This window comes from Herbaspirillum camelliae (genome assembly GCF_001929405.1).
Lineage (GTDB): Bacteria > Pseudomonadota > Gammaproteobacteria > Burkholderiales > Burkholderiaceae_D > Herbaspirillum > Herbaspirillum seropedicae.
The window spans coordinates 3884129-3906282 of sequence record NZ_KV880769.1 but is presented as its reverse complement, the minus strand read 5'-3'; the positions used below and the strand labels follow the sequence as shown (position 1 = coordinate 3906282).

Sequence of the window (22154 nt, the reverse complement as noted above, 5' to 3'; positions counted from 1 at the left end):
TTATTGGGCGAGAGATCCATTCAAATCAAATACAAACACATAATTGATTAATTTGCTTAGTTGCGCAATTTAAACAATTTGATTAAATATTTCTGTTTTTTGTTTTATTTGGTGATATTGTTTCCCCCATCGCTGTATCGATCGATGTCCATCTTGGGGGGGCCCACAATGACTATCGCCAAAAAGCTCTATGCACTGATCTTCACTACCTTGCTTGGCCTGTTCGGGCTGACCATCCTGAGCATTCAGCAGCTCGACAAGGTCAATACCGACGCCAGCTATTCAACGCTCAATACCGTTCCCAGCCTCTTGGTCCTGGACGCAGCCAGAAGCAGCTTCGCCTCGGTCCGTCTTGCTCTTTGGCGCTACCTGGGCACCACGGACGCTCAAATGAGGGCCCGCTTCGAGCAGGACATGATCAAAGGGCATAAGAAGGTATTGGAAGCATTGGACCAATACGAAAAAGAAGATATTTCGAATGATGCGGATCGCAAGTTGCTGGAAGGCGACCGGCAAGAATTCTCAAATTATGAGAAAGCAAGGGAAGCTGCGATGGCGATGACGGCATCCGGAAAGATCGATGAAGCCAAAGCGTACATGTTGTCGCAGCAAGGCTTGGTAGACAAGGCAACCAAAGCATTCGAGGACCACAAGGATTTCAACGTGGCACTCGGCAAGCAAGGGGGAGAGACAGCTGCGGCGACCATGAAGACCGCCAATATCCTGGCCATCGGGGTAGCGCTGCTGGTTGGAGGGATCGTGGCGATCAGCGGCCTGCTGCTTGTCCGCAAAATCGTGGCCTCGCTGAACCTGGCCGTTGATGTCGCCAAGTCCATTGCACAAGGCGATCTGACCCGGCAGATCAATGCTACGTCGAAGGATGAAATCGGGCAGTTGATGAGCGCCATCGGCGAGATGAACACCAGCCTGGTCAATATCGTCGGCGACGTTCGCACCAGCGTAGGCGCCATCGCCACTGCTTCAAGCGAGATTGCTTCTGGCAACCTCGATCTTTCCGCCCGTACGGAAACACAGGCTGGGTCCCTCGAAGAAACGGCCTCGGCCATGGAAGAGCTCACTTCGACTGTCAAACAGAATGCGGATAATGCTCGGCAAGCCAATCAGCTCGCCTGTTCCGCATCCGATATCGCCAGCGAGGGCGGCAATGTCGTCAGGCAAGTCGTCTCGACCATGCAGGCCATCAATGATTCGGCACGCAAGGTGGTGGAGATCATCAGCGTGATTGACGGAATCGCTTTCCAGACCAATATTCTCGCGCTCAATGCCGCGGTCGAGGCCGCCCGTGCTGGCGAGCAGGGGCGTGGCTTTGCGGTGGTTGCCTCTGAAGTGCGCTCCCTGGCGCAACGATCCGCCACAGCGGCCAAAGAGATCAAGCTTCTCATTGATGATTCGGTGACCAAGGTCGAGGACGGCGGCAAGCTCGTCGCACAGGCCGGCACGACCATGGATGAAGTGGTCGCCAGTGTCAGGCGGGTCACGGATGTGGTCAGTGAGATCAGCGCCGCCAGCAGCGAACAAAGCGACGGTATCGGCCAGGTCAATCAGGCGATCACCCAGATGGACGAGACCACTCAGCAGAACGCGGCATTGGTGGAAGAAGCCGCCGCTGCCTCGCAATCCTTGCGCGAGCAGGCCGGACGGCTCGAGCAAGCCGTCGCCGTGTTCAAGCTCAATTCGACATGGGAAACCGTGCATTCCAGCGCATCCATCGAAGCGCAGCCCGTCGTGCAGCCTTCGCTCAAGAAGCTTGCCACCAAGGCGGCGGCGCCTCGCAACACCGCCAAGATCTCTCCCGCAGCCACGACACCCAGATCTACCTCAATGGCTGGTCAGATGGAGGGAGATGAGGCTTGGACTCAATTCTGAGGTGACAGATTTTCATCCGGGAATTCACCGGATCGCCCTCCAGTGAAAAAAATCGCCGCCCTGCGTCATGCAGGAGCGGCGATTTTCCTTGATACCCATCCAGGGAAGTCGAAAGCCAGGAATCTGGCAGCAACAATCCATATCTGGCTACCACGCAGCTTGCTGAACATGGTTCAGCAAGCAGACTCACTCAGGCCAGCTCTTCCAGGCGGATCTTGGTGACCGTCCCCATCACGGTGGTCAGCGCCTCGATCTTGGCGATGGCGGCCTCGATGTTCTTTTCCTGGGTCTGGTGGGTCAGCATGATGATGTCGGTCTGCTGTTCACCTTCGGCCGGCTCCTTCTGCAGCATGGCGTCGATGGAGATGGTCGAATCGGCCAGGATGCGGGTGACATCGGCCAGCACGCCGGCCTGGTCGGCCACGCGCATGCGCAGGTAGTAGCTGGTGGAGACCTCCGACATCGGCAGCACCGGGGTATCGGCCATGGCGTTGGGCTGGAAGGCCAGGTGAGGCACGCGGTGCCCCGGATCGGCGGTAGCCAGGCGGGTGATGTCGACCAGGTCGGCGATGACGGCCGAGGCGGTCGGCTCGGAGCCGGCGCCCTTGCCGTAGTACAGGGTCTCGCCGACGGCGTCGCCGCGCACCACCACGGCGTTCATCGCGCCTTCGACGTTGGCGATCAGGCGCGCAGCCGGGATCAGCGTGGGATGCACGCGCAACTCGATGCCCTTGGCGGTCTGGCGGGTGATGCCCAAGAGCTTGATGCGGTAGCCCAGTTGCTCGGCATAGGTGATGTCGCTGGCCTGCAGCTTGGTGATGCCTTCCACGTGGGCCTTGTCGAACTGCACCGGGATGCCGAAGGCGATCGAGGCCATGATGGTCAGCTTGTGGGCCGCGTCCACGCCTTCGATGTCGAAGGTCGGGTCGGCTTCCGCATAGCCCAGGCGTTGGGCTTCCTTGAGCACGACGTCGAAGTCCAGGCCCTTGTCGCGCATCTCGGAGAGGATGAAGTTGGTGGTGCCGTTGATGATGCCGGCGATCCACTGGATGCGGTTGGCGGTCAGGCCTTCGCGCAGCGCCTTGATGATGGGGATGCCGCCGGCCACGGCCGCCTCGAAGGCCACCATGACGCCCTTTTCCTGCGCCGCCTTGAAGATCTCGTTGCCGTGCGTGGCGATCAGGGCCTTGTTGGCCGTGACCACGTGCTTGCCGTTGGCGATGGCCTTCATGACCAGGTCCTTGGCGATGCCATAGCCGCCGATCAGCTCGATGACGATGTCGATGTCGGGATTGCTCACCACCAGGTTGGCGTCGTTGACAACCTTGACTTCTCCATTGGTCAGTTCGGTGGCGCGCTCGGTGTTGAGATCGGCCACCATGGTAATTTCAATGCCTCGGCCAGCACGGCGCGCAATCTCTTCTTGGTTGCGCTTGAGAACATTGAAAGTACCGGAACCCACGGTGCCGATGCCGAGCAAACCTACTTTGATGGATTTCATATTGTCTTCGTGGTTGGTGAAAAATGACCGCCACACCTGCCCGCGCGGGCGTGACGGGGACAGCTGAAGCGGTCAGGCCGTGCCGTGGCGGCGGCGATAGCCTTCCAGGAAATGCGCGATGCGGCCCATGGACTCGGTCAGGTCGTCGGTATTGGGCAGGAACACCACGCGGAAGTGATCCGGCGTGGGGCAGTTGAAGCCCGTGCCCTGGACGATCAGCACCTTTTCCTCGGCCAGCAGCTCGTAGGCGAATTCCTGGTCGTCCTTGATCGGATAGATCTCCGGATCCAGGCGCGGGAACATGTACAGCGCCGACTTGGGCTTGACGCAGCTCACGCCCGGAATATCGGTCAGCAGCTTGTGGGCCAGGTCGCGTTGCTTGGTCAGGCGGCCTTGCGGGCCGACCAGATCGTTGATGCTCTGGTAGCCGCCCAGCGCGGTCTGGATCGCGAACTGGCCGGGTGCATTGGCGCACAGACGCATCGAGGCCAGCATGTTGAGGCCCTCGATGTAGTCGCGGGCATGCTTCTTCTCGCCCGACACCACCATCCAGCCGGCGCGGTAGCCGCAGGAACGATAGTTCTTGGACAGGCCGTTGAAGGTGATGAACAGCACGTCGTCGGCCAGCGAGGCCAGCGAGGTGTGGGTGTTGCCGTCGTAGAGCACCTTGTCGTAGATCTCGTCGGCCAGGATGATCAGCTGGTGCTGGCGCGCCAGTTCAATGATCTCCTTCAACACCTCCACCGAATACAGCGCCCCGGTGGGATTGTTGGGGTTGATGACGACGATGGCCTTGGTGTTGGGGGTGATCTTCTTCTTGATGTCGGCGATGTCGGGCTGCCAGCCTTGCTGCTCATCGCAGACATAATGCACCGGTGTGCCGCCGGACAGGCTCACGGCGGCGGTCCACAGCGGATAGTCGGGTGACGGGACCAGCACTTCGTCACCGGTATTGAGCAGCGCGTTCACGCTCATGACGATCAGTTCGGAGGCGCCATTGCCCAGGTAGATGTCATCGATGGTGACGCCCTCGATCTTCTTCTGCTGGGTGTAATGCATGACCGACTTGCGCGGGGCGAACAGGCCCTTGGAATCGGTGTAGCCGGAGGCGTTGCCCATGTTGCGGATCATGTCCTGCACGATCTCGTCGGGCGCGTCGAAGCCGAAGGCGGCCAGGTTGCCGATGTTGAGCTTGATGATCTTGTGGCCCTCTTCCTCCATCTGGCGCGCCTTCTCCAGCACGGGACCCCGAATGTCGTAGCACACATCTGCCAGTTTCTTGGATTTCTGAATCGGTCGCACAGCTCTTCCTCTTCCTCAACTTCTACTCATTGTCAGACGACCCGGACGGGTCGCCATTGTCGGCCAGCCCCAGGAACCTTTTTGCGCCTATCGCCTCCATCACGACGCATTGCCATGGTCGCTGATGGCGCACCAGTTGTGCTGCGGCGCAAGCAAGACCAGGCTCAAGCGCTGCAAAGCCGCCCCGGACGCAGCCCGCAGGGCAAGCCGGGAACCGGCCATTTTGCCCAAAGCTAAGCATTTTATCAATCAAATAGGCGTGCGCCAGGGTAGGAAACGGCTACAATGCTGCACTTTACGACCCTGTTGCTGCGATGCATGTCGGAATGACATCCCGGTGCCGTCGCCTCGCCACGCCTCCAACGTAACCCGGCCACGGCTGCGCTGCAGCCCATCCTGCGATGAAGCTCCATTCAACCGAAACCAAGCAATACCAGACCGTCACCGCCTACGATGAAGAGGGGGTCGAGCTCAATGCGATCCGCTTCACCAACAGCCTCCTGGTGCTGCCCGAAAGCGAGCCGGTCCCCTGGCCGGTGGACAGCTTCGAGGCGCTCACCGCAGCGCACTTCGCGCAGATCGACGCCACCCTGCCCGACGTGGTGATCCTGGGCACCGGCGAGCGCCAGCGCTTCGTCCACCCCAAGCTGACCACGGTGCTGACCGCGCGCCGCATCGGCGTGGAATGCATGGACAACCAGGCTGCCTGCCGGACCTACAACATCCTCATGGCCGAAGGCCGCAAGGTGGCGCTGGCCCTGATCATCCCGCCCCAAGCCTGATCCGCTCTTTGCAGCGACAAAAAACCGAAGAACCCGCACAAGGAACCGCTGTCAATGCGCGAACTGTACAAATCCAAGGCGTTCGTCTGGACGCTCCTCATTCTCTTCCTGCTGGTCTGGTTCTGGATGCTGGGCGCACGCGTCCTGGTCCCTACCGATGAAGGGCGCTACGCCGAGATGGCGCGTGAAATGGTGGCCACGCAGGACTGGATCACCACCCGCCTGAACGGCATCAAGTATTTCGAAAAGCCGCCGCTGCAGACCTGGATGAACGCCATCACCTTCGAGCTGTTCGGCCTGGGCGAATGGCAGGCGCGGCTGTGGACCGGCCTGTGCGGCCTGCTGGGCATTGGCCTGGCGGCCTACACCGGCAAGCGCGTCTTCAGCGCCCGGGTGGGCTACTATGCGGCGCTGGTGCTGGCTTCCAGCTTCTTCTGGGCCGGCATGGGCCACATCAATACGCTGGACATGGGCCTGTCGGGCATGATGACCATCGCCCTGTGCGCCCTGCTCATGGCGCAGCGCGACGGCGCCTCCCGCGAAAGCCAGCGCAACTGGATGCTGCTGTGCTGGGCCGGCATGGCGCTGGCCGTGCTCTCCAAGGGGCTGATCGGCATCGTCCTGCCGGGTGCGGTGCTGGTGCTCTACACTTTCTTTGCGCGTGATTGGGCGATCTGGAAGCGACTGCATCTGGTCAAGGGCCTGGTGCTGTTCTTTGCGATCTGCACGCCCTGGTTCGTGGCAGTGTCGCTGCGCAACCCGGAATTCCCGCAGTTCTTCTTCATCCACGAGCACTTCCAGCGCTTTACCACCAAGATCCATAGCCGCACCGGTCCGTGGTATTACTTCATTCCCATCCTGCTGCTGGGCATCATTCCCTGGCTGGGCGTGTTCTTCCAGAGCCTCTGGAAAGGCACCCGCGAACAGCGCGACACCGCCGGCTACAACAGCCTGAACGGCGGCCGTTTCCAGCCCAAGCGGCTGTTGCTGGTGTGGGCGGTGTTCATCTTCGTGTTCTTCAGCATCTCGGACTCCAAGCTGCCCTCCTACGTGCTGCCGATCTTCCCGGCGCTGGCCCTGCTGATCGCCTGCTACCTGGAAGAAGCCGACCACAAGGCCCTGGCCTGGGCTGGCTCGCTGGTGGCGCTACCCTCGGCAGTGGCGCTGGCCTTCATTCCGCGCGTGCCCGAGCTGGCCAAGGATGCCTACTCGCTGCCGCTGGTGCAGGCGCACATGCCCTACCTGTATGCCGGCGCACTGATCTTCTTCATCGGCGGCATTGCCGCTATCCGTCTGGCGCGCCAGAACAAGGACGGCGCCGTCACCGCACTGGCGGCCACGGCCTTCCTGGCGGGCCAACTGCTGATCCTGGGCCACGAAGCGCAGGGCCGCTATTCGGCTGGCGTGGACTATGTGCCGGCGCTGCAGGCCGAGCTCAAGCCGGAAACCCCGATCTATCTGGTGGGGCGCTATGAGCAGTCGCTGCCCTTCTACCTGCGCCGCACCATGACCCTGGTGCAGCATGCCGACGAGATGGCCTTTGGCCTGAAGCAGGAGCCGCAGCTGTGGCTGCCGACGGTGGATGCCTTCGTGGCTCAATGGGTGGCCGACCACGCCGCCGGCAAGAAGGATATCGCCATCATCAACCCCACCATCTACCAGCAACTGCTGGAGCGCAAGCTGCCCATGCGCCTGATCGGCCAGGACCCGCGCCGCGTCATCGTGGCCAACGACCCTGCGCCTGACGCTGCAGAAAAGAAGGCGGCGAAATGAACCTGACCACCTTTGGCTTCCTCTTTGCCGGGATCTGCCTCAATGCCGTGGCCCAGCTGCTGCTCAAGGCCGGGACCAACGCCGTGGGCGCGATCCACCTGACGGCCGAGAACTGGTTCTCGACCGGGCTGAAACTGGCCATGCAACTGCCCATCATCGGCGGCCTGTCCTGCTACGTGATCTCGTTGGTGGTCTGGATCATCGGCCTGTCGCGGGTCGACGTGACCGTGGCCTACCCCATGCTGTCGCTGGGCTACATCATCAATGCCGTGGGCGCCTGGTACTTCCTGGGCGAAGCAGTCTCGCTGCAGCGCCTCCTGGCCATCGGCGTGATCATCGTCGGCGTGGTCTTGCTGACCCGAAGCTGATTTACAATAGCGCCTTGCCGCGCCCGGCCTGCCGGTGCGCCCGGGCGGCTGCCGCGCTTGCGCCAGCCGCCTCCTTCCCGAATATTGTCTGACCGGAATCCAACATGAGCCTGCCTTTCCTCCCCTTTGCCAAACCCACCATCGATGAGCCTACCATCGCCGCCGTCGGCGAAGTGCTGCGCTCGGGCTGGATCACCAGCGGCCCCAAGGTGCAGGCATTCGAAAAGGCCTTGTCCGACTACCTGGGCGGACGCATCGTGCGCACCTTCAATTCGGGCACCTGCACCATGGAAATCGCCCTGCGCATCGCCGGCGTGGGTCCGGGCGACGAAGTCATCACGACGCCGATCTCCTGGGTGGCCACGGCCAATGTGATCCTGGAAACCGGCGCCACGCCGGTCTTTGCCGACATCGACCCGATCACTCGCAACATCGATCTGGACAAGCTGGAGGCCGCCATCACACCGCGCACCAAGGCGGTGATCCCGGTCTACCTGTCGGGTCTGCCGGTGGATATGGATCGCCTCTACGCCATTGCCGCCAAGCACAAGCTGCGCGTGGTGGAAGACGCCGCCCAGGCGCTGGGTTCGACCTGGAACGGCAAGCGCATCGGCGCCTTTGGCGACTTCGTTTCCTTCAGCCTGCAGGCCAACAAGAACATCACCAGCTCCGAAGGCGGCTTCCTGGTCCTGAACAACGCCGAGGAAGCGCGCCTGGCCGAGAAGTATCGCCTGCAAGGCGTCACCCGCAGCGGTTTCGACGGCCTCGAAGTGGACGTGCTGGGCGGCAAGTTCAACATGACCGACGTGGCGGCCGCCATCGGCCTGGGCCAGTTTGCCCATATCGATGCCATCACCGCCCATCGCAAGGAACTGGCGCGCCACTACTTTGCCTGCTTCGGCAGCGATTTCGAGAGTCGTTATGGCGCCCAGCTGCCGGTGGCCGACTTCGAGAATTCCAACTGGCACATGTTCCAGCTGGTGCTGCCCGAGCGCATCACCCGCGCTGCCTTCATGGAAAAGATGATGGAAAAGCAGATCGGCATCGGCTACCACTATCCGGCCATCCACCTGCTCAAGCTCTACCGCGAGCGTGGCTTCGGCGAAGGCATGTTCCCGGTGGCCGAGCGCGTGGGCCAGCGCATCGTCTCCCTGCCCATGTTCAATACAATGAGTAAAGATGACGTTGTCCGTTCGGTAGAGACAGTAAAATCCGTGCTTGGCTGATTTTTGCCGAATTGCAAAGAAATTCGGCATAATTCGGCATCATTCGGTAAAACGCGCATCCGCTGCCCGTAAATTGTATTTGCGCAACCCGCCTCACCTTGCCTGACAAGCTGGCCTGACCGCCGCGACCGACCTGCGTCGTGGTGCATCGGGCCTTTGATTTATTTCAGTACCAGCATTTCCAGCACTAGAGATTTGATGAAACCAGAACTGTCCGTCGTCATCCCGGTTTACAACGAGGAATCGGGGCTCTCCAAACTGTTCGAGCGCCTCTACCCGGCGCTGGACGCCTTGGGCTACAGCTATGAAGTCATCTTCGTCAACGATGGCAGCCGCGACCGCTCCGCCGGCATCCTGGCCGAGCAGTATCGCCTGCGTCCGGACGTGACGCGGGTGGTCCTGTTCAATGGCAACTACGGCCAGCACATGGCCATCATGGCGGGTTTCGAGGCGACCCGGGGCGACATCGTCGTTACCCTCGACGCCGACCTGCAGAACCCGCCCGAAGAAATCGGCAACCTGGTGGCCAAGATGCGCGAGGGCTACGACTACGTCGGCTCGATCCGCCGCAAGCGCCAGGATTCGGCCTGGCGCACCTATGCCTCCAAGGCCATGAACCGCCTGCGCGAAAAGATCACCCGCATCAAGATGACCGACCAGGGCAACATGCTGCGCGCCTATGGCCGCAACGTCATCGATCTGGTCAACAAATGCCGTGAAATCAATACCTTCGTGCCTGCATTGGCCTACACCTTCTCGCGCAATCCGACCGAGATCGTGGTCGAGCATGAGGAGCGCTCGGCCGGCGAATCCAAGTATTCGCTCTATAGCCTCATCCGCCTGAACTTCGACCTGGTGACCGGCTTCTCGCTGGTGCCGCTGCAGTTCTTCTCGCTGCTGGGCATCGGCCTGTCGTTTGCCTCGGCGGCGCTGTTCATCCTGATCGTGCTGCGCCGCCTGCTGATTGGCGCCGAAGTGGGTGGTGTCTTCACCCTCTTCGCCATCACCTTCTTCCTGATGGGGGTGATCCTGTTCTCCATCGGCCTCTTGGGTGAATACATCGGCCGCATCTACATGCAGGTGCGGGCCCGCCCGCGCTACGTGGTGCAGGCCATCCTCGAACAATCCACTGCGGAAGACAATCAATCCACATGAACGCCGTCGTATTCGCCTACCATGATGTGGGTGTGCGCTGCCTGAAGGTCTTGCTCGCCCGTGGCGTGCAGGTTTCCCTGGTGGTCACGCATGAAGACAGCGCTACCGAGAATATCTGGTTCGGCTCCGTGGCCGGCGTCTGCCGCGAGCATGGCATTGCCTGCATCACGCCTGCCGACCCCAAGTCGCCGCAGCTGCTGGCCCAGGTGCAGGCGGCCCAGCCGGACTTCATCTTCAGCTTCTACTACCGCCATATGCTGCCCGTCGAAGTGCTGGCCGCGGCCAAGCGGGGCGCCTACAACATGCATGGTTCGCTGCTGCCCAAGTATCGCGGCCGCGTTCCCATCAACTGGGCGGTGCTGCACGGCGAAACCGAAACCGGCGCCACCCTGCACGAGATGACCGTCAAGCCGGACGCCGGCGCCATCGTGGCGCAGACCTCGGTGCCCATCCTGCCGGATGACACTGCCCATGAAGTCTTCGGCAAGGTCGTGGTGGCGGCTGAGCTGACGCTCTGGAACGTGCTGCCAGCCATGCTTTCCGGCCGCACGCCCAGCCTGCCCAATGACTTGTCCAAGGGCAGCTACTATGGCGGACGCAAGCCCGAAGACGGCCGCATCGACTGGCGCCGGACCGCCCGCGAGGTCCATAATCTGGTGCGCGCGGTGGCCCCGCCGTATCCAGGCGCCTTCGAGGAAATCGCGGATGATAAAATTACGGTCACGAGGACCCGGCTGGTTCCGCCGTCGGCTCACCCTGCCCTGCAGCGCGCCCATGGCATGCAAGACAAGTTCTTCGAAGGCGGCAAGTTGTACGCGCGTTGTGGCGATGGCAACTTCCTCCAGATCCTGGGCATCCAGATCAATGATCAGGATGCTTCACTCAACAATTACCTGAAATACATGGCCTCCTGAAGTCCGGCCATCCACTAGCTCTCACTACTATGAAAAAAGTCCTCATTCTCGGCGTCAACGGCTTTATCGGCCATCACCTGTCCAAGCGCATCCTGGAAACCACGGACTGGCACGTCTACGGCATGGACATGATGACCGACCGTATCACCGACATTCTGGAAAACGAGGCCTACAAGTCGCGCATGCACTTCTTCGAGGGCGACATCACCATCAACCAGGAATGGGTGGAATACCACGTCAAGAAGTGCGACGTGATCCTGCCCCTGGTGGCCATCGCCACCCCCTCGACCTACGTGAACGCGCCGCTGCGCGTGTTCGAGCTGGACTTCGAAGCCAACCTGCCGATAGTGCGTTCGGCGGCCAAGTACAAGAAGCACCTGGTCTTCCCCTCGACCTCGGAAGTCTATGGCATGTGCCATGACGAGGAATTCGATCCGGAAGAATCCGAACTGATCTGCGGCCCCATCAACAAGCCGCGCTGGATCTACTCCTGCGCCAAGCAACTGATGGACCGCGTGATCTGGGGCTACGGCATGGAAGCCAACCTGAACTTCACCCTGTTCCGTCCGTTCAACTGGATCGGCGCCGGCCTGGACTCGATCCACACCCCCAAGGAAGGTTCGTCCCGCGTGGTGACCCAGTTCTTCGGTCACATCGTCCGTGGCGAGAACATCTCCCTGGTCGATGGCGGCCTGCAGAAGCGCGCCTTCACCTATATCGATGACGGTATCGATGCGCTGATGAAGATCATCGCCAACGAAGGCGGCGTGGCCTCCGGCAAGATCTACAACATCGGCAACCCGGTCAACAACTACTCCATCAAGGAACTGGCCGACATGATGCTGAAACTGGCCGCCGAGTATCCGGAGTACGCCGAGACCGCCAAGCAGGTCAAGCTGGTCGAGACCACCTCGGCCGCCTACTACGGCAAGGGCTACCAGGACGTGCAGAACCGCGTGCCCAAGATCACCAACACCTGCGAAGAACTGAACTGGGCGCCCACGACCACCATGGCCGATACCCTGCGCAACATCTTCGACGCCTACCGCAGCCAGGTAGCCGAAGCGCGCGCCCTGATGGACTGATTTCCGTCCTTCAACGGCCAGCAAAACCGCGCTCTTGCGCGGTTTTGTTTTTCCGGCGTGCGCTGTTGCAGTCACGACCGCCCTGCTGCTGCACCTGCGGCATTGTCGTTTCGTCAAGCAACAGATAGGCCGCTGGCGTCTGTTTGACGCTGTATGCTGCGTTGCTGCATATTGTTCTATCCGGCGCAGGATGCTAGTCTCGCAACTTATCGGCAGGGCTGGACGTTGTCCGGGCCTGCCTACAACAGGACGGACCACCGCCCTCACCCTCATCTTCACCCGGCCCAGCGAATTGCCCAAACTCACACTCAAGATCGACGCTGACACCTACCGCGGCACCCGCGTGGGCGTCCCCAACCTGATCAGCCAGTTGCGCCGCCACGGCGCCGGCGCCACCTTCCTGTTCTCGCTCGGCCCCGACCATACCGGCTGGGCCCTGAAGCAGATCTTCCGTCCCGGTTTCTTCAGCAAGGTCTCGCGCACCTCGGTGGTGGAACACTATGGCATCAAGACACTGATGTACGGCACCCTGCTGCCGGCCCCCGATATCGGCAAGACCTGCGCCGACTTCATGCGCCAGGCCCATGCAGCCGGTTTCGAATGCGGCATCCACACCTGGGATCACCGGGTCTGGCAAGACAATGTGCGCACCGCTGACGCCCAATGGACCACCGAGACCATGCAGCAGGCCTATGGCCGCTATCACGACATCTTCGGTCACGCCCCGCGCACCCACGGCGCTGCCGGCTGGCAGATGAATGACCATGCCTTCGTGCAGCTGGACCAGTTCGGCATCGCCTACTCCTCCGATGGCCGCTCGCAATTGCGCGAAGACGGCAGCCTGGCCGACCAGGACGCCGGTCCGCATCGACTCTCGGTGTTCGGCAAGCCCCTGTCCTGCGTCCAGTTGCCCACCACCTTGCCCACGCTCGACGAGATCCTGGGCCGCACCATCCGCGGCAAGCTCATCGATGCAGGCAATGCCGCAGAGCTGCTGCTGGAATTGACCAAGACACCGCGTGACCACGTCTTTACCCTGCATGCCGAACTTGAAGGGCAGAAACTCGCCCCCATCTTCGAGCGGCTGCTGGCGGGCTGGCGCGCCCAGGGCTATGAACTGGTCTCCATGGGCGACTACTACCAGAGCATCCAGAACGACGTCCTGCCGATCCTGCCCATCAGCTGGGGCGAATTGCCCGGCCGTTCCGGCGACATGATCCTGCAGGCCATGTAAGGCCACCTGACTTCATCCAATACGACATCACCTACCGGGGCGCCACTTTGACAGACCGACCATCCCTCCTCAACAAGACCGTTCCAGACTTCTCGGCCGCCATGACCAGCGGCAAGACTTTCCAGCTGGCCGACTACCAGGGCAAGAACCTGGTGCTGTATTTCTATCCCAAGGACAACACCCCGGGCTGTACCACCGAGGGCATGCAGTTCCGCGACCTGCACGCGCAGTTCCAGGCGGCCAATACGGAAATCTTTGGCGTCAGCCGTGACAGCCTTAAATCGCATGAGAACTTCAAGGCCAAGCTGGGCATGCCCTTCGAGCTGATCTCGGACCCCGACGAAACCCTGTGCACCATGTTCGATGTCATGAAGATGAAAAACATGTATGGCAAGCAGGTGCGCGGCGTGGAGCGCAGCACGTTTGTGATTGACGGCGCAGGCAAAGTGGTGAAAGAATGGCGTGGAGTGAAGGTTCCTGCACACGTCGACGAGGTGCTGGCCTTCATCCAAACTCTGGCCTGACCCTCACCCTCTTGCGAAACGCCCCAGGCGCCCTCGCAACGGCCCGCGAAGCGGCAGGGCCAGGCCGCGGAGGATTCGTCTGGCAAGCGTTTCCGACGCGTTCAACAAAAATGCGGTCAAACGATACAAGCCATTGAATTCAAATAGAAAAACGTTTGCTGGGAGCCGTTTCAGGTTAAGGCCCAAGGCCTGCCGAAACGGCTTTTTTACTTTTCGATTTGCCACTCCCTCTAATCAAGCCCTCGCCTTTGCCTCCCTCCATTCGCCGGGCAAGGGTTTCATTAGACTTCGCGGCCCCGCAGCTTTGTCCTGCTTCCCTTTGCTGTATGCAGTTCTGCTTCACCTGTTCGCTCTGACAAAGCGGAGTTTTCTTCATCCACTTCCGAGGTCCTGATGCCCCTGCCCAAAATGCCGAGCAAACCAGCTTCGATGCTGTCTCCCGAGGACTATCCCAAGGCCGATCGCAGCAAGCCTGTCAAACCGAACATTACTCTCGTAGAAACAACATCTGCTCCTGCCGTTGCCTCACCAGTAGCCGCCGTTGCCCCTGCCGTGGAAGCCAAGGCCGCGGTACCACGCGCCCGTATCACCGGCAAGACCACGACTATCGCCGAAAAACCCAAGGCCGCACCCAAGAGCGCTGAAATCCGTCCCAAGTCGCCCACCAGCCGGGTGGCCGACAAGCTGGGCAAATCCAAGCTCTTCGTGCTGGATACCAATGTGCTGATGCATGATCCGACCTCGCTGTTCCGCTTCGAGGAGCACGACATCTATCTGCCCATGGTCACACTGGAAGAGCTGGACAACCACAAGAAGGGTATGTCCGAAGTGGCCCGCAATGCCCGCCAGATCTCGCGCTCGCTGGATGCGCTGGTGTCCGACGTGGCCGAGGATTCCATTGACCTGGGCATTCCCCTGGCCAAGTTGGGCAACAAGGATGCCAAGGGCCGCCTGTACTTCCAGACCAAGCTGCAGAACGCCGCCCTGCCCGAAGGCTTGCCCGAGGGCAAGGCCGACAACCAGATCCTGGGCGTAGTGCGGGCGCTGGATCAGCAGTATCCGGAGCGTCCGGTGGTGCTGGTGTCCAAGGACATCAACATGCGCCTGAAGGCGCGCGCCATCGGCCTGCCCGCCGAAGACTACTTCAACGACCATGTGCTGGAAGATACCGACCTGCTGTATTCGGGCATCCAGCAACTGCCGGATGACTTCTGGAACAAGCATGGCAAGGGCATGGAGTCCTGGCAGGAAAGCCGCCATGGCAGCAGCTATACCTACTACCGTGTCACCGGTCCCTACGTGCCATCGCTGCTGGTCAACCAGTTCGTCTTCATCGAGCCCAAGAATGGCGAGCCGGCCTTCTACGGCCAGGTCACCCAGATCAACGGCAAGACTGCCGTGCTGCAGACCCTGCGCGACTTCGGCCATGCCAAGAACAGTGTCTGGGGCATCACCGCGCGCAACCGCGAGCAGAACTTCGCCTTGAACCTGCTGATGAACCCGGAGTGCGACTTCGTCACCCTGCTGGGCCAGGCCGGTACCGGCAAGACCCTGCTGGCGCTGGCCTCGGGCCTGGCCCAGGTACTGGAAACCAAGCTCTACAACGAAATCATCGTCACCCGCGTGACGGTGCCGGTCGGCGAAGACATCGGTTTCCTGCCGGGTACCGAAGAAGAGAAGATGGGCCCCTGGATGGGCGCCTTTGATGACAACCTCGAAGTGCTCAACAAGTCCGATGGCGATGCCGGCGAATGGGGACGTGCAGCGACCCAGGACCTGATCCGCTCGCGCATCAAGATCAAGTCGCTCAACTTCATGCGTGGCCGTACTTTCGTGAACAAGTTCTTGATCATCGACGAGGCCCAGAACCTGACGCCCAAGCAGATGAAGACCCTGGTCACGCGCGCCGGTCCAGGCACCAAGATCGTCTGCCTGGGCAACATCGCCCAGATCGACACGCCCTACCTGACTGAAGGCTCCAGCGGCCTGACCTATGTGGTCGACCGCTTCAAGGGCTGGGCGCACAGCGGGCACGTCACCCTGGCGCGCGGCGAACGCTCGCGCCTGGCTGATCATGCCAGCGACGTGCTGTAAGGACGTTGATGTAGTTTCCTTCAGCATCAAAGCAAAAAGCCACGTGAAAACGTGGCTTTTTGCTTTTTGGCCGCCGCCACAAACGCAGCGGCCAGAGAGTGACTTACAGCACGTGCACGCCGATCCACCAAGCGATCGCCGCCACGAAGGCCGAGGCCGGGATGGTAAATATCCACGCCCAGACGATGTTGCTGGCTACACCCCAGCGCACGGCCGACATCTTCTGCGCCGCGCCCACGCCGACGATAGCGCCGGTGATGGTATGGGTGGTCGAGACCGGAATACCCAAGGCGGTGGCGATGAACAAGGTGATCGCACCACCGGTTTCGGCGCAGAAACCACCAACAGGCTTCAACTTGGTGATCTTCTGACCCATGGTCTTGACGATGCGCCAGCCACCAAAGAGCGTACCGAGGCTGATGGCGCAATAACAGGAGATGATGACCCACATCGGCGGCGCTTCCGGCGAGGAATAGCCGGAGGCGATCAGCAGCATCCAGATGATGCCGATGGTCTTCTGGGCGTCGTTGCCGCCGTGGCCCAGGCTGTACATGGAGGCCGACAGCAGTTGCAGGCGTCGGAACCAGCCATCGATCTTGCGCGGCGTGGAGCGGAAGAATATCCATGACACCAGCAGCATCATCAGCGAGCCGAACACCAGGCCCAGCAGCGGCGAGAGCACGATGAACAAAATCGTCTTCAACAGGCCCGCCGAGATCAGCGCACCCGTGCCCGCCTTGGCCACGGCAGAACCGACCAGACCACCGATCAGGGCGTGCGAGGAAGAAGACGGAATACCGTAGTACCAGGTCACCAGGTTCCAGAAGATGGCGCCGATGAGCGCGCCAAAGATGACGTACTGATCAACGATGGCAGGCTCGATGGTGCCCTTGCCTACCGAGGCTGCCACGTGCAGCTGGTGGAAGACGAACACTGCCGCCAGGTTGAAGAAGGCGGCCATGGCTACGGCTGTCTGCGGGCGCAACACGCCCGTGGAAACCACGGTGGCGATCGCATTGGCAGCGTCGTGGAAGCCGTTCATGAAGTCGAACAGCAGCGCCAGGACGATCAACAACGCGAGGATATGTAAGCTGATTTGGATTGTTTGCATGGGGAAACCGTTGTGTGAAGCCAGCGGCGCCCCCTGAGGAATCGCCGCTACGCCGGGGGATCAGGCGTTTTCGACGATGATGCCTTCGATGATGTTGGCTACGTCTTCGCAGCGGTCGGTGACGGTTTCCAGGATTTCGTAGATGGCCTTGAGCTTGATGAGCGTGCGCACATCCGGTTCATCGCGGAACAGCTTGGACATGGCCGCGCGCATGACATGGTCGGCATCGGATTCCAGGCGGTCGATTTCCTGGCAGATGGCCAGGATCTGGCGCGAGTTGTCCATGTTGGACAGCAGGCCCACGGCCGATTGCACCTTCTCCGCACAGGACAGGCACAGCTCGGCCAGGCGCTTGGCTTCGGGGGTGATGGCCTTGATGTCGTAGAGGGAGATGGTCTGGGCGGCGTCTTCGAGCAGGTCCAGGATGTCATCCATGCGGGTGATCAACTGGTGGATGTCGTCGCGGTCCAGCGGGGTGATGAAGGTCTTGTGCAGCAGTTCGATGGCATTGTGCGTAACCTTGTCGGCTTCCTTCTCGACGGCCTCAATGGCATGCACACGGATTTCGAGGTCATCGAAATTGGTCATCAGCGCCACCATCTCTTTCGCACACTTGACCGCCAGCTCTGCATGCTGATTGAAAAGGTCAAAGAATTTGCCTTCCGTCGGCATCAATCGTCCAAACATTTTTCTCTCTCATCAATGGTTAGCGCCCATGTAAAGCGCCGTTTTGAACCGGCCTGCGGCTGTCCCCTTGGAAAGCCGGTACCCCGCCCTGCCGATCCTGCACGAACGGCCTTGGGAGCCGTTCGCCTTGCATGACACGGGCGGCCCGACGCCGCCCGTGATCCTTGTGCAGCGACGCGCCCTGGTGGCGTGCCGCCGGTGGCATCAGTCGCCGCCGTAAGGCTGCGCCAGATTGCCGATATAGTTGTCGTACTTGGTATACATCCCCAGGAAGGACAGGCGAATGCTGCCGATGGGGCCATTACGTTGCTTGCCGATGATGATTTCCGCCGTGCCCTTGTCGGGCGAGTCCGGATTGTAAACTTCATCACGGTAAATGAACAAAATAACGTCAGCATCCTGTTCGATGGCGCCCGATTCCCGCAAGTCGGACATCACGGGACGCTTGTTGGGACGTTGTTCCAGCGAGCGGTTCAGCTGCGACAGCGCGATCACCGGGCAATTGAGTTCCTTGGCCAGGCCCTTCAAGCTACGCGAGATTTCCGAGATTTCGGAGGCGCGGTTTTCAGAAGAGCTGCCACCGTTACCCGACATCAGCTGCAGGTAGTCGATGATGATCAGGCCCAGCTTGCCGCACTGGCGCGCCAGGCGGCGCGAGCGTGCGCGCAATTCGATGGGCGACAGCGCCGGTGTTTCGTCGATGTAGAACTGGGCATCGTTCATCTTCTGGATGGCGTGCGTCAGGCGCGGCCAGTCCTCGTCCAGCAGGCGACCGGTACGCAGGCGGTGCTGGTCCAGGCGGCCGACCGAGCCCAGCATACGCATGGCCAACTGGGCGCCGCCCATTTCCATCGAAAACACCGCAACAGGCAGTCCCGATTCGATGGCGACGTGTTCGCCAATGTTGATCGAGAACGCCGTCTTACCCATGGAGGGACGACCGGCCACGATGATCAGGTCGCCTGGCTGCAGGCCGGAGGTCATCTTGTCCAGGTCCATGAAGCCGGTTGGCACACCAGTGATGTCGCTGGAGCTGTCGCGGTTGTAGAGCTCATCGATGCGCTCGACCACTTGCGTCAACAGCGGCTGGATTTCCATGAAGCCCTGCGAGCCGCGCGAACCCTCTTCGGCAATGGCGAAGATCTTGGATTCGGCCTCATCCAGCATGGACTTCACATCCTTGCCCTGCGGATTGAAGGCATTGCCGGAGATTTCGTCGGCCACCGTGATGAGCTTGCGCAGGATGCCGCGATCGCGGACGATCTCGGCATAGCGGCGGATGTTGGCTGCAGAAGGCGTGTTTTGCGCCAGCGCATTCAGGTAAACCAATCCGCCCACCTCTTCGGCCTTGCCGCTGGTGGACATGGCTTCGTAGACGGTGATGACGTCAGCGGGCTTGGTGCTGTTGATGAGCTTGACGATGTGCTCGAAGATGATGCGGTGATCGTAGCGGTAGAAGTCTTCGGCGCTGACGAAGTCGGCGATGCGGTCCCAGGCTGCGTTGTCCAGCAACAGGCCGCCCAGCACCGATTGCTCGGCCTCGATGGAGTGGGGCGGCACACGGAGCGCATCGAGCTGGGGGTCCGATGACTCTTTCTGGCCACGGAAAAATTCTGGATTGCCGCGGGACGATTCTTTCATGGCGCGCATTATAACCTGCTGATGTGAAGCCGTTGGTCAGGGCGGACGTTTTTGCACACCCTGATGCTGCGTGCGAACGAATGCAACATCAAGACATCTGCCGCCCCAGCCGATCCGGCCGCCAGTAGCGGGATATTTTGGTCAAACTGACAATAAAAAAGCCAGGCGAACCCGGCTTTTCTATTGCAAAACGAATTGCAGCAAACAGGCGTATTACGCTTGCTCGCCCTTGACAGCGATGGTGACGTCGACCACCACGTCGGTGTGCAGAGCAACCGACACCGGGTGCTCGCCAACGGTCTTCAGGGGACCGTTGGGCAGGCGCACCTGCGACTTCTCGACAGCAAAACCCTTCTTGCCCAGGGCTTCAGCGATGTCGAAGTTGGTCACGGAACCGAACAGACGGCCGTCAACGCCGGCCTTCTGCGACACTTCCACGGTGGCGCCGGTCAGCTTTTCGCCTTGGGCTTGGGCAGCGGCCAGCTTCTCGGCGGCAGCCTTTTCCAGGTCAGCGCGCTTGGCTTCGAATTCAGCGATGGCTGCATCGGTAGCGCGGCGGGCCTTGCGTTGCGGGATCAGGAAGTTGCGTGCGAAACCGTCCTTGACGCGCACGACATCACCCAGACCGCCGAGATTCACGATTTTTTCCAACAGAATGACTTGCATGTTTTTCTCCTATTTCTCGACGCTGATTAGGCGTTGTGCAGATCGGTGTACGGCAGCAGGGCCAGGTAACGCGCGCGCTTGATGGCGGTGTCAACTTGACGCTGGTAGTGGGCCTTGGTACCGGTCAGGCGTGCCGGCATGATCTTGCCGTTTTCCTGGACGAAGTCCTTCAGGGTGTCCACGTCCTTGTAATCGACCTGTTCAACGCCAGCGGCGGTGAAACGGCAGAATTTCTTGCGCTTGAACAGCGGGTTTTGCTGTTGACGCTTGTTTTTCAGCTTGCTTTTATCGAACTTTTTACCGAATGCCATGGTTGGCTCCTGTATCTAAAAATTGGGTAAGGTCTGTTTGGCTATCTTGCGCCGCTCAATCCGGCGCGACCGGGCCAAAATCAACGATATGAAACACGACGCTCTTGCTGTTGCGATTCTTGCGGGCCAAAAAGCCGGTGAACCGGAAGACTTCACCCAGTGCCGCCCTGTTGAGCGCACCGGAGATTTCCCCCGCTGCCAGCGCCGCGATCTCGAATTCGACCTGACGCTTCATGCCAGCTTCCACCTGTTCCGACTGATGCTGCAACCTGGCAGTGACAATCGGGATACCGGCCGGCGTATAACGTAGGACATCACGTTCGGCCAGGCTGGCGATGACTTGAAACTGGTTCACTCTCCGCTATGTTCGCAGCGCTTAAGCTGCCGGAGCTTCGGTACGGCTCTTGGCCGCGTCTTCCTTCTGCACTGCCTTCAGGATGGGGGAAGGACCGGTTTCGGCCTTCTTCATCTTGACGGTCAGGTGGCGCAGGACGGCGTCGTTGAACTTGAAGCCGGTTTCGATTTCAGCCAGCGTTTCGCTGTCGACTTCGATGTTCAGGCAGACGTAGTGAGCCTTGGCCAGCTTCTGGATCTGGTAGGCCAGTTGACGACGACCCCAATCTTCGACACGGTGGACCTTGCCGCCGCGGGTGGTGACGATGCCCTTGTAACGCTCGATCATCGCCGGCACTTGCTCGCTTTGGTCCGGGTGGACGATAAATACGATTTCATAATGACGCATGTAGACTCCTTATGGACTTATTGAAGACGCCCACCCCGGCGTCAAGACGGGTGTGGGAAGAGGAAAACCCAAGATCATACAAGCTTTTGGACATAACAGCAATCATGGGCACGTCCGACCGAGGCCTGGCAGCGACAAATCACCTTCATTGAAGGACAAGAAGGCGCAGGGGCGCAGAAAGAGAGCGATCCTCTCACCATTTTCAGCCCCTCTATATATAGAGGGCCAACTGTCCATCTATCTATAAGTGAAGAAGTGAAGAAAAACAGCAAAAGCCGCGTTTTCGACCGCTGGAAATGCATGTTGCCGTTGACACAAGGATTGCACCTGTATAAAAATACAGACTGTTCATCCACACAGCCTTCCCCGAGAGAAAGGCCCTTCCATGCTCAAACTGACCGCGCGCCAGGAACAGATCCTGAACCTGATCAAGAACGCCATCGAGAACACCGGCTTCCCCCCCACGCGCGCCGAGATTGCCGCCGAGCTGGGCTTCCGCTCTGCCAATGCCGCCGAAGAACACCTGCAGGCCCTGGCGCGCAAGGGCGCCATCGAGATCTCGCCGGGCACCTCGCGCGGCATCCGCCTGCGCGAACCGGGTGGCCTGGCTGCCAGCCGCCAGATGGCGCTGCCTCATCCCGCCCTGATGCAACTGAGCCTGCCGCTGATCGGGCGTGTCGCCGCAGGCTCTCCCATCCTGGCCCAGGAACACGTGGAAAAGACTTACCAGGTCGACCCGGCCATGTTCTCCGGCAAGCCGGACTATCTGCTCAAGGTACGCGGCATGTCCATGCGCGACGCCGGCATCCTCGATGGCGACCTGCTGGCCGTGCGCAAGACCGACCAGGCCCGCAATGGCCAGATCGTGGTGGCCCGGCTGGCTGACGAAGTCACGGTCAAGCGCTACCAGAAGACCGGCTCCGTGATCACCCTCTTCCCGGAAAATCCCGACTTCGAACCCATCATCGTCAAGCCCAACGAAGAACAGTTCGCCCTGGAAGGCCTGGCCGTAGGGCTCATGCGCAGCTGGAACTAGACGCCGAAGACCCCACCGCGCCGCAGAAAGCTCCGCACTGCGACCGGGAAGCACCCGAACCATGCAAAACCTTCGTCTAAAACGAAGGTTTTTTGCTTTCTGTTTTCCTCTTCGC

General features: G+C 60.6%; 21 protein-coding genes. 12 read left to right on the top strand and 9 right to left on the bottom strand.

Annotated features, from left to right (window positions below; translation table 11 throughout):
- The first annotated feature begins 168 nt into the window (after positions 1 to 168).
- On the top strand, positions 169 to 1887 hold the full coding sequence (locus BGK68_RS28360; RefSeq protein WP_083657940.1) for a methyl-accepting chemotaxis protein: 1719 nt from the start codon (positions 169 to 171) through the stop codon (positions 1885 to 1887).
- Positions 1888 to 2077: 190 nt separating this feature from the next.
- Here the strand turns inward: BGK68_RS28360 and BGK68_RS17570 are convergent, their stop codons facing one another.
- Both BGK68_RS17570 and BGK68_RS17565 read right to left on the bottom strand, forming a co-directional pair.
- On the bottom strand, positions 2078 to 3388 hold the full coding sequence (locus BGK68_RS17570) for a homoserine dehydrogenase (protein ID WP_075258143.1): 1311 nt from the start codon (positions 3386 to 3388) through the stop codon (positions 2078 to 2080).
- A 72-nt stretch (positions 3389 to 3460) separates the two neighbouring features.
- A complete protein-coding gene (locus BGK68_RS17565; protein ID WP_075258142.1) occupies positions 3461 to 4690 on the bottom strand; it encodes a pyridoxal phosphate-dependent aminotransferase in 1230 nt (409 codons plus the stop codon).
- Positions 4691 to 5091: 401 nt separating this feature from the next.
- Here BGK68_RS17565 and BGK68_RS17560 point away from each other — a divergent pair, with 401 nt between their 5' ends.
- The 10 genes from BGK68_RS17560 (at position 5092) to BGK68_RS17515 (ending at position 15845) form a co-directional block, all read left to right on the top strand.
- Positions 5092 to 5472 (top strand): Mth938-like domain-containing protein, encoded by a 381-nt coding sequence (locus BGK68_RS17560; RefSeq protein ID WP_075258141.1) that lies wholly within the window; start codon positions 5092 to 5094, stop codon positions 5470 to 5472.
- A 54-nt stretch (positions 5473 to 5526) separates the two neighbouring features.
- Positions 5527 to 7245: a glycosyltransferase family 39 protein gene (locus BGK68_RS17555; protein WP_075258140.1), complete on the top strand. Its 1719-nt coding sequence runs from the start codon at positions 5527 to 5529 to the stop codon at positions 7243 to 7245.
- Positions 7242 to 7613: a DMT family transporter gene (locus BGK68_RS17550; protein WP_075258139.1), complete on the top strand. Its 372-nt coding sequence runs from the start codon at positions 7242 to 7244 to the stop codon at positions 7611 to 7613. The genes BGK68_RS17555 and BGK68_RS17550 overlap by 4 nt, the downstream gene beginning before the upstream one ends.
- A gap of 104 nt (positions 7614 to 7717) precedes the next feature.
- Positions 7718 to 8839 (top strand): DegT/DnrJ/EryC1/StrS family aminotransferase, encoded by a 1122-nt coding sequence (locus tag BGK68_RS17545; RefSeq protein WP_013234070.1) that lies wholly within the window; start codon positions 7718 to 7720, stop codon positions 8837 to 8839.
- A 198-nt stretch (positions 8840 to 9037) separates the two neighbouring features.
- The gene (locus BGK68_RS17540; RefSeq protein ID WP_075258138.1) at positions 9038 to 9994 is read left to right on the top strand and encodes a glycosyltransferase; all 957 of its coding nucleotides are present in this window, start codon (positions 9038 to 9040) and stop codon (positions 9992 to 9994) included.
- Positions 9991 to 10908 (top strand): formyltransferase, encoded by a 918-nt coding sequence (locus tag BGK68_RS17535; protein WP_075258137.1) that lies wholly within the window; start codon positions 9991 to 9993, stop codon positions 10906 to 10908. Before BGK68_RS17540 ends, BGK68_RS17535 begins: the two co-directional genes overlap by 4 nt.
- Positions 10909 to 10937: 29 nt before the next feature.
- Complete coding sequence (locus BGK68_RS17530; protein ID WP_075258136.1) at positions 10938 to 11993, top strand: bifunctional UDP-4-keto-pentose/UDP-xylose synthase; 1056 nt, start codon at positions 10938 to 10940, stop codon at positions 11991 to 11993.
- Positions 11994 to 12285: 292 nt separating this feature from the next.
- Complete coding sequence (locus BGK68_RS17525; RefSeq protein ID WP_013234066.1) at positions 12286 to 13227, top strand: polysaccharide deacetylase family protein; 942 nt, start codon at positions 12286 to 12288, stop codon at positions 13225 to 13227.
- Positions 13228 to 13274: 47 nt separating this feature from the next.
- A complete protein-coding gene (locus BGK68_RS17520; protein WP_013234065.1) occupies positions 13275 to 13751 on the top strand; it encodes a peroxiredoxin in 477 nt (158 codons plus the stop codon).
- Positions 13752 to 14144: 393 nt separating this feature from the next.
- Entirely contained in the window at positions 14145 to 15845 is a 1701-nt protein-coding gene (locus BGK68_RS17515; protein ID WP_198937222.1) for a PhoH family protein, read from the top strand.
- Positions 15846 to 15948: 103 nt separating this feature from the next.
- Here the strand turns inward: BGK68_RS17515 and BGK68_RS17510 are convergent, their stop codons facing one another.
- The 7 genes from BGK68_RS17510 to rpsF form a co-directional block, all read right to left on the bottom strand.
- Complete coding sequence (locus BGK68_RS17510; RefSeq protein ID WP_075258134.1) at positions 15949 to 16956, bottom strand: inorganic phosphate transporter; 1008 nt, start codon at positions 16954 to 16956, stop codon at positions 15949 to 15951.
- 60 nt (positions 16957 to 17016) lie between these two features.
- Positions 17017 to 17643 carry a DUF47 domain-containing protein gene (locus BGK68_RS17505; protein ID WP_006462640.1) on the bottom strand — a complete coding sequence of 209 codons (627 nt, stop codon included), beginning with the start codon at positions 17641 to 17643 and terminating at the stop codon, positions 17017 to 17019.
- Positions 17644 to 17847: 204 nt separating this feature from the next.
- Complete coding sequence (locus tag BGK68_RS17500; RefSeq protein ID WP_075258133.1) at positions 17848 to 19293, bottom strand: replicative DNA helicase; 1446 nt, start codon at positions 19291 to 19293, stop codon at positions 17848 to 17850.
- A 204-nt stretch (positions 19294 to 19497) separates the two neighbouring features.
- The gene (gene rplI, locus BGK68_RS17495) at positions 19498 to 19950 is read right to left on the bottom strand and encodes a 50S ribosomal protein L9 (protein ID WP_039788422.1); all 453 of its coding nucleotides are present in this window, start codon (positions 19948 to 19950) and stop codon (positions 19498 to 19500) included.
- Positions 19951 to 19976: 26 nt separating this feature from the next.
- Entirely contained in the window at positions 19977 to 20261 is a 285-nt protein-coding gene (gene rpsR, locus BGK68_RS17490; protein WP_006462643.1) for a 30S ribosomal protein S18, read from the bottom strand.
- A 55-nt stretch (positions 20262 to 20316) separates the two neighbouring features.
- Positions 20317 to 20616, bottom strand: coding sequence for a primosomal replication protein N (priB, locus tag BGK68_RS17485; RefSeq protein WP_075258132.1), 300 nt, complete (start codon positions 20614 to 20616; stop codon positions 20317 to 20319).
- Between the two features lie 21 nt (positions 20617 to 20637).
- Positions 20638 to 21003: a 30S ribosomal protein S6 gene (gene rpsF / locus BGK68_RS17480; RefSeq protein ID WP_006462645.1), complete on the bottom strand. Its 366-nt coding sequence runs from the start codon at positions 21001 to 21003 to the stop codon at positions 20638 to 20640.
- A gap of 385 nt (positions 21004 to 21388) precedes the next feature.
- Between rpsF and lexA the strand changes: the two genes are divergently transcribed.
- A complete protein-coding gene (lexA, locus tag BGK68_RS17475) occupies positions 21389 to 22039 on the top strand; it encodes a transcriptional repressor LexA (RefSeq protein ID WP_075258131.1) in 651 nt (216 codons plus the stop codon).
- Positions 22040 to 22154: the final 115 nt, after the last annotated feature.

Excerpts from the sequence above, each read along its gene's own strand:
- BGK68_RS28360 (WP_083657940.1), top strand. The coding sequence starts at position 169 with ATGACTATCGCCAAAAAGCTCTATGCACTGATCTTCACTACCTTGCTT.
- BGK68_RS17570 (WP_075258143.1), bottom strand. The coding sequence starts at position 3,388 with ATGAAATCCATCAAAGTAGGTTTGCTCGGCATCGGCACCGTGGGTTCC.
- BGK68_RS17560 (WP_075258141.1), top strand. The coding sequence starts at position 5,092 with ATGAAGCTCCATTCAACCGAAACCAAGCAATACCAGACCGTCACCGCC.
- BGK68_RS17555 (WP_075258140.1), top strand. The coding sequence starts at position 5,527 with ATGCGCGAACTGTACAAATCCAAGGCGTTCGTCTGGACGCTCCTCATT.
- BGK68_RS17550 (WP_075258139.1), top strand. The coding sequence starts at position 7,242 with ATGAACCTGACCACCTTTGGCTTCCTCTTTGCCGGGATCTGCCTCAAT.
- BGK68_RS17545 (WP_013234070.1), top strand. The coding sequence starts at position 7,718 with ATGAGCCTGCCTTTCCTCCCCTTTGCCAAACCCACCATCGATGAGCCT.
- BGK68_RS17540 (WP_075258138.1), top strand. The coding sequence starts at position 9,038 with ATGAAACCAGAACTGTCCGTCGTCATCCCGGTTTACAACGAGGAATCG.
- BGK68_RS17535 (WP_075258137.1), top strand. The coding sequence starts at position 9,991 with ATGAACGCCGTCGTATTCGCCTACCATGATGTGGGTGTGCGCTGCCTG.
- BGK68_RS17530 (WP_075258136.1), top strand. The coding sequence starts at position 10,938 with ATGAAAAAAGTCCTCATTCTCGGCGTCAACGGCTTTATCGGCCATCAC.
- BGK68_RS17515 (WP_198937222.1), top strand. The coding sequence starts at position 14,145 with ATGCCCCTGCCCAAAATGCCGAGCAAACCAGCTTCGATGCTGTCTCCC.
- BGK68_RS17510 (WP_075258134.1), bottom strand. The coding sequence starts at position 16,956 with ATGCAAACAATCCAAATCAGCTTACATATCCTCGCGTTGTTGATCGTC.
- BGK68_RS17505 (WP_006462640.1), bottom strand. The coding sequence starts at position 17,643 with ATGTTTGGACGATTGATGCCGACGGAAGGCAAATTCTTTGACCTTTTC.
- BGK68_RS17500 (WP_075258133.1), bottom strand. The coding sequence starts at position 19,293 with ATGCGCGCCATGAAAGAATCGTCCCGCGGCAATCCAGAATTTTTCCGT.
- rplI (WP_039788422.1), bottom strand. The coding sequence starts at position 19,950 with ATGCAAGTCATTCTGTTGGAAAAAATCGTGAATCTCGGCGGTCTGGGT.
- rpsR (WP_006462643.1), bottom strand. The coding sequence starts at position 20,261 with ATGGCATTCGGTAAAAAGTTCGATAAAAGCAAGCTGAAAAACAAGCGT.
- rpsF (WP_006462645.1), bottom strand. The coding sequence starts at position 21,003 with ATGCGTCATTATGAAATCGTATTTATCGTCCACCCGGACCAAAGCGAG.
- lexA (WP_075258131.1), top strand. The coding sequence starts at position 21,389 with ATGCTCAAACTGACCGCGCGCCAGGAACAGATCCTGAACCTGATCAAG.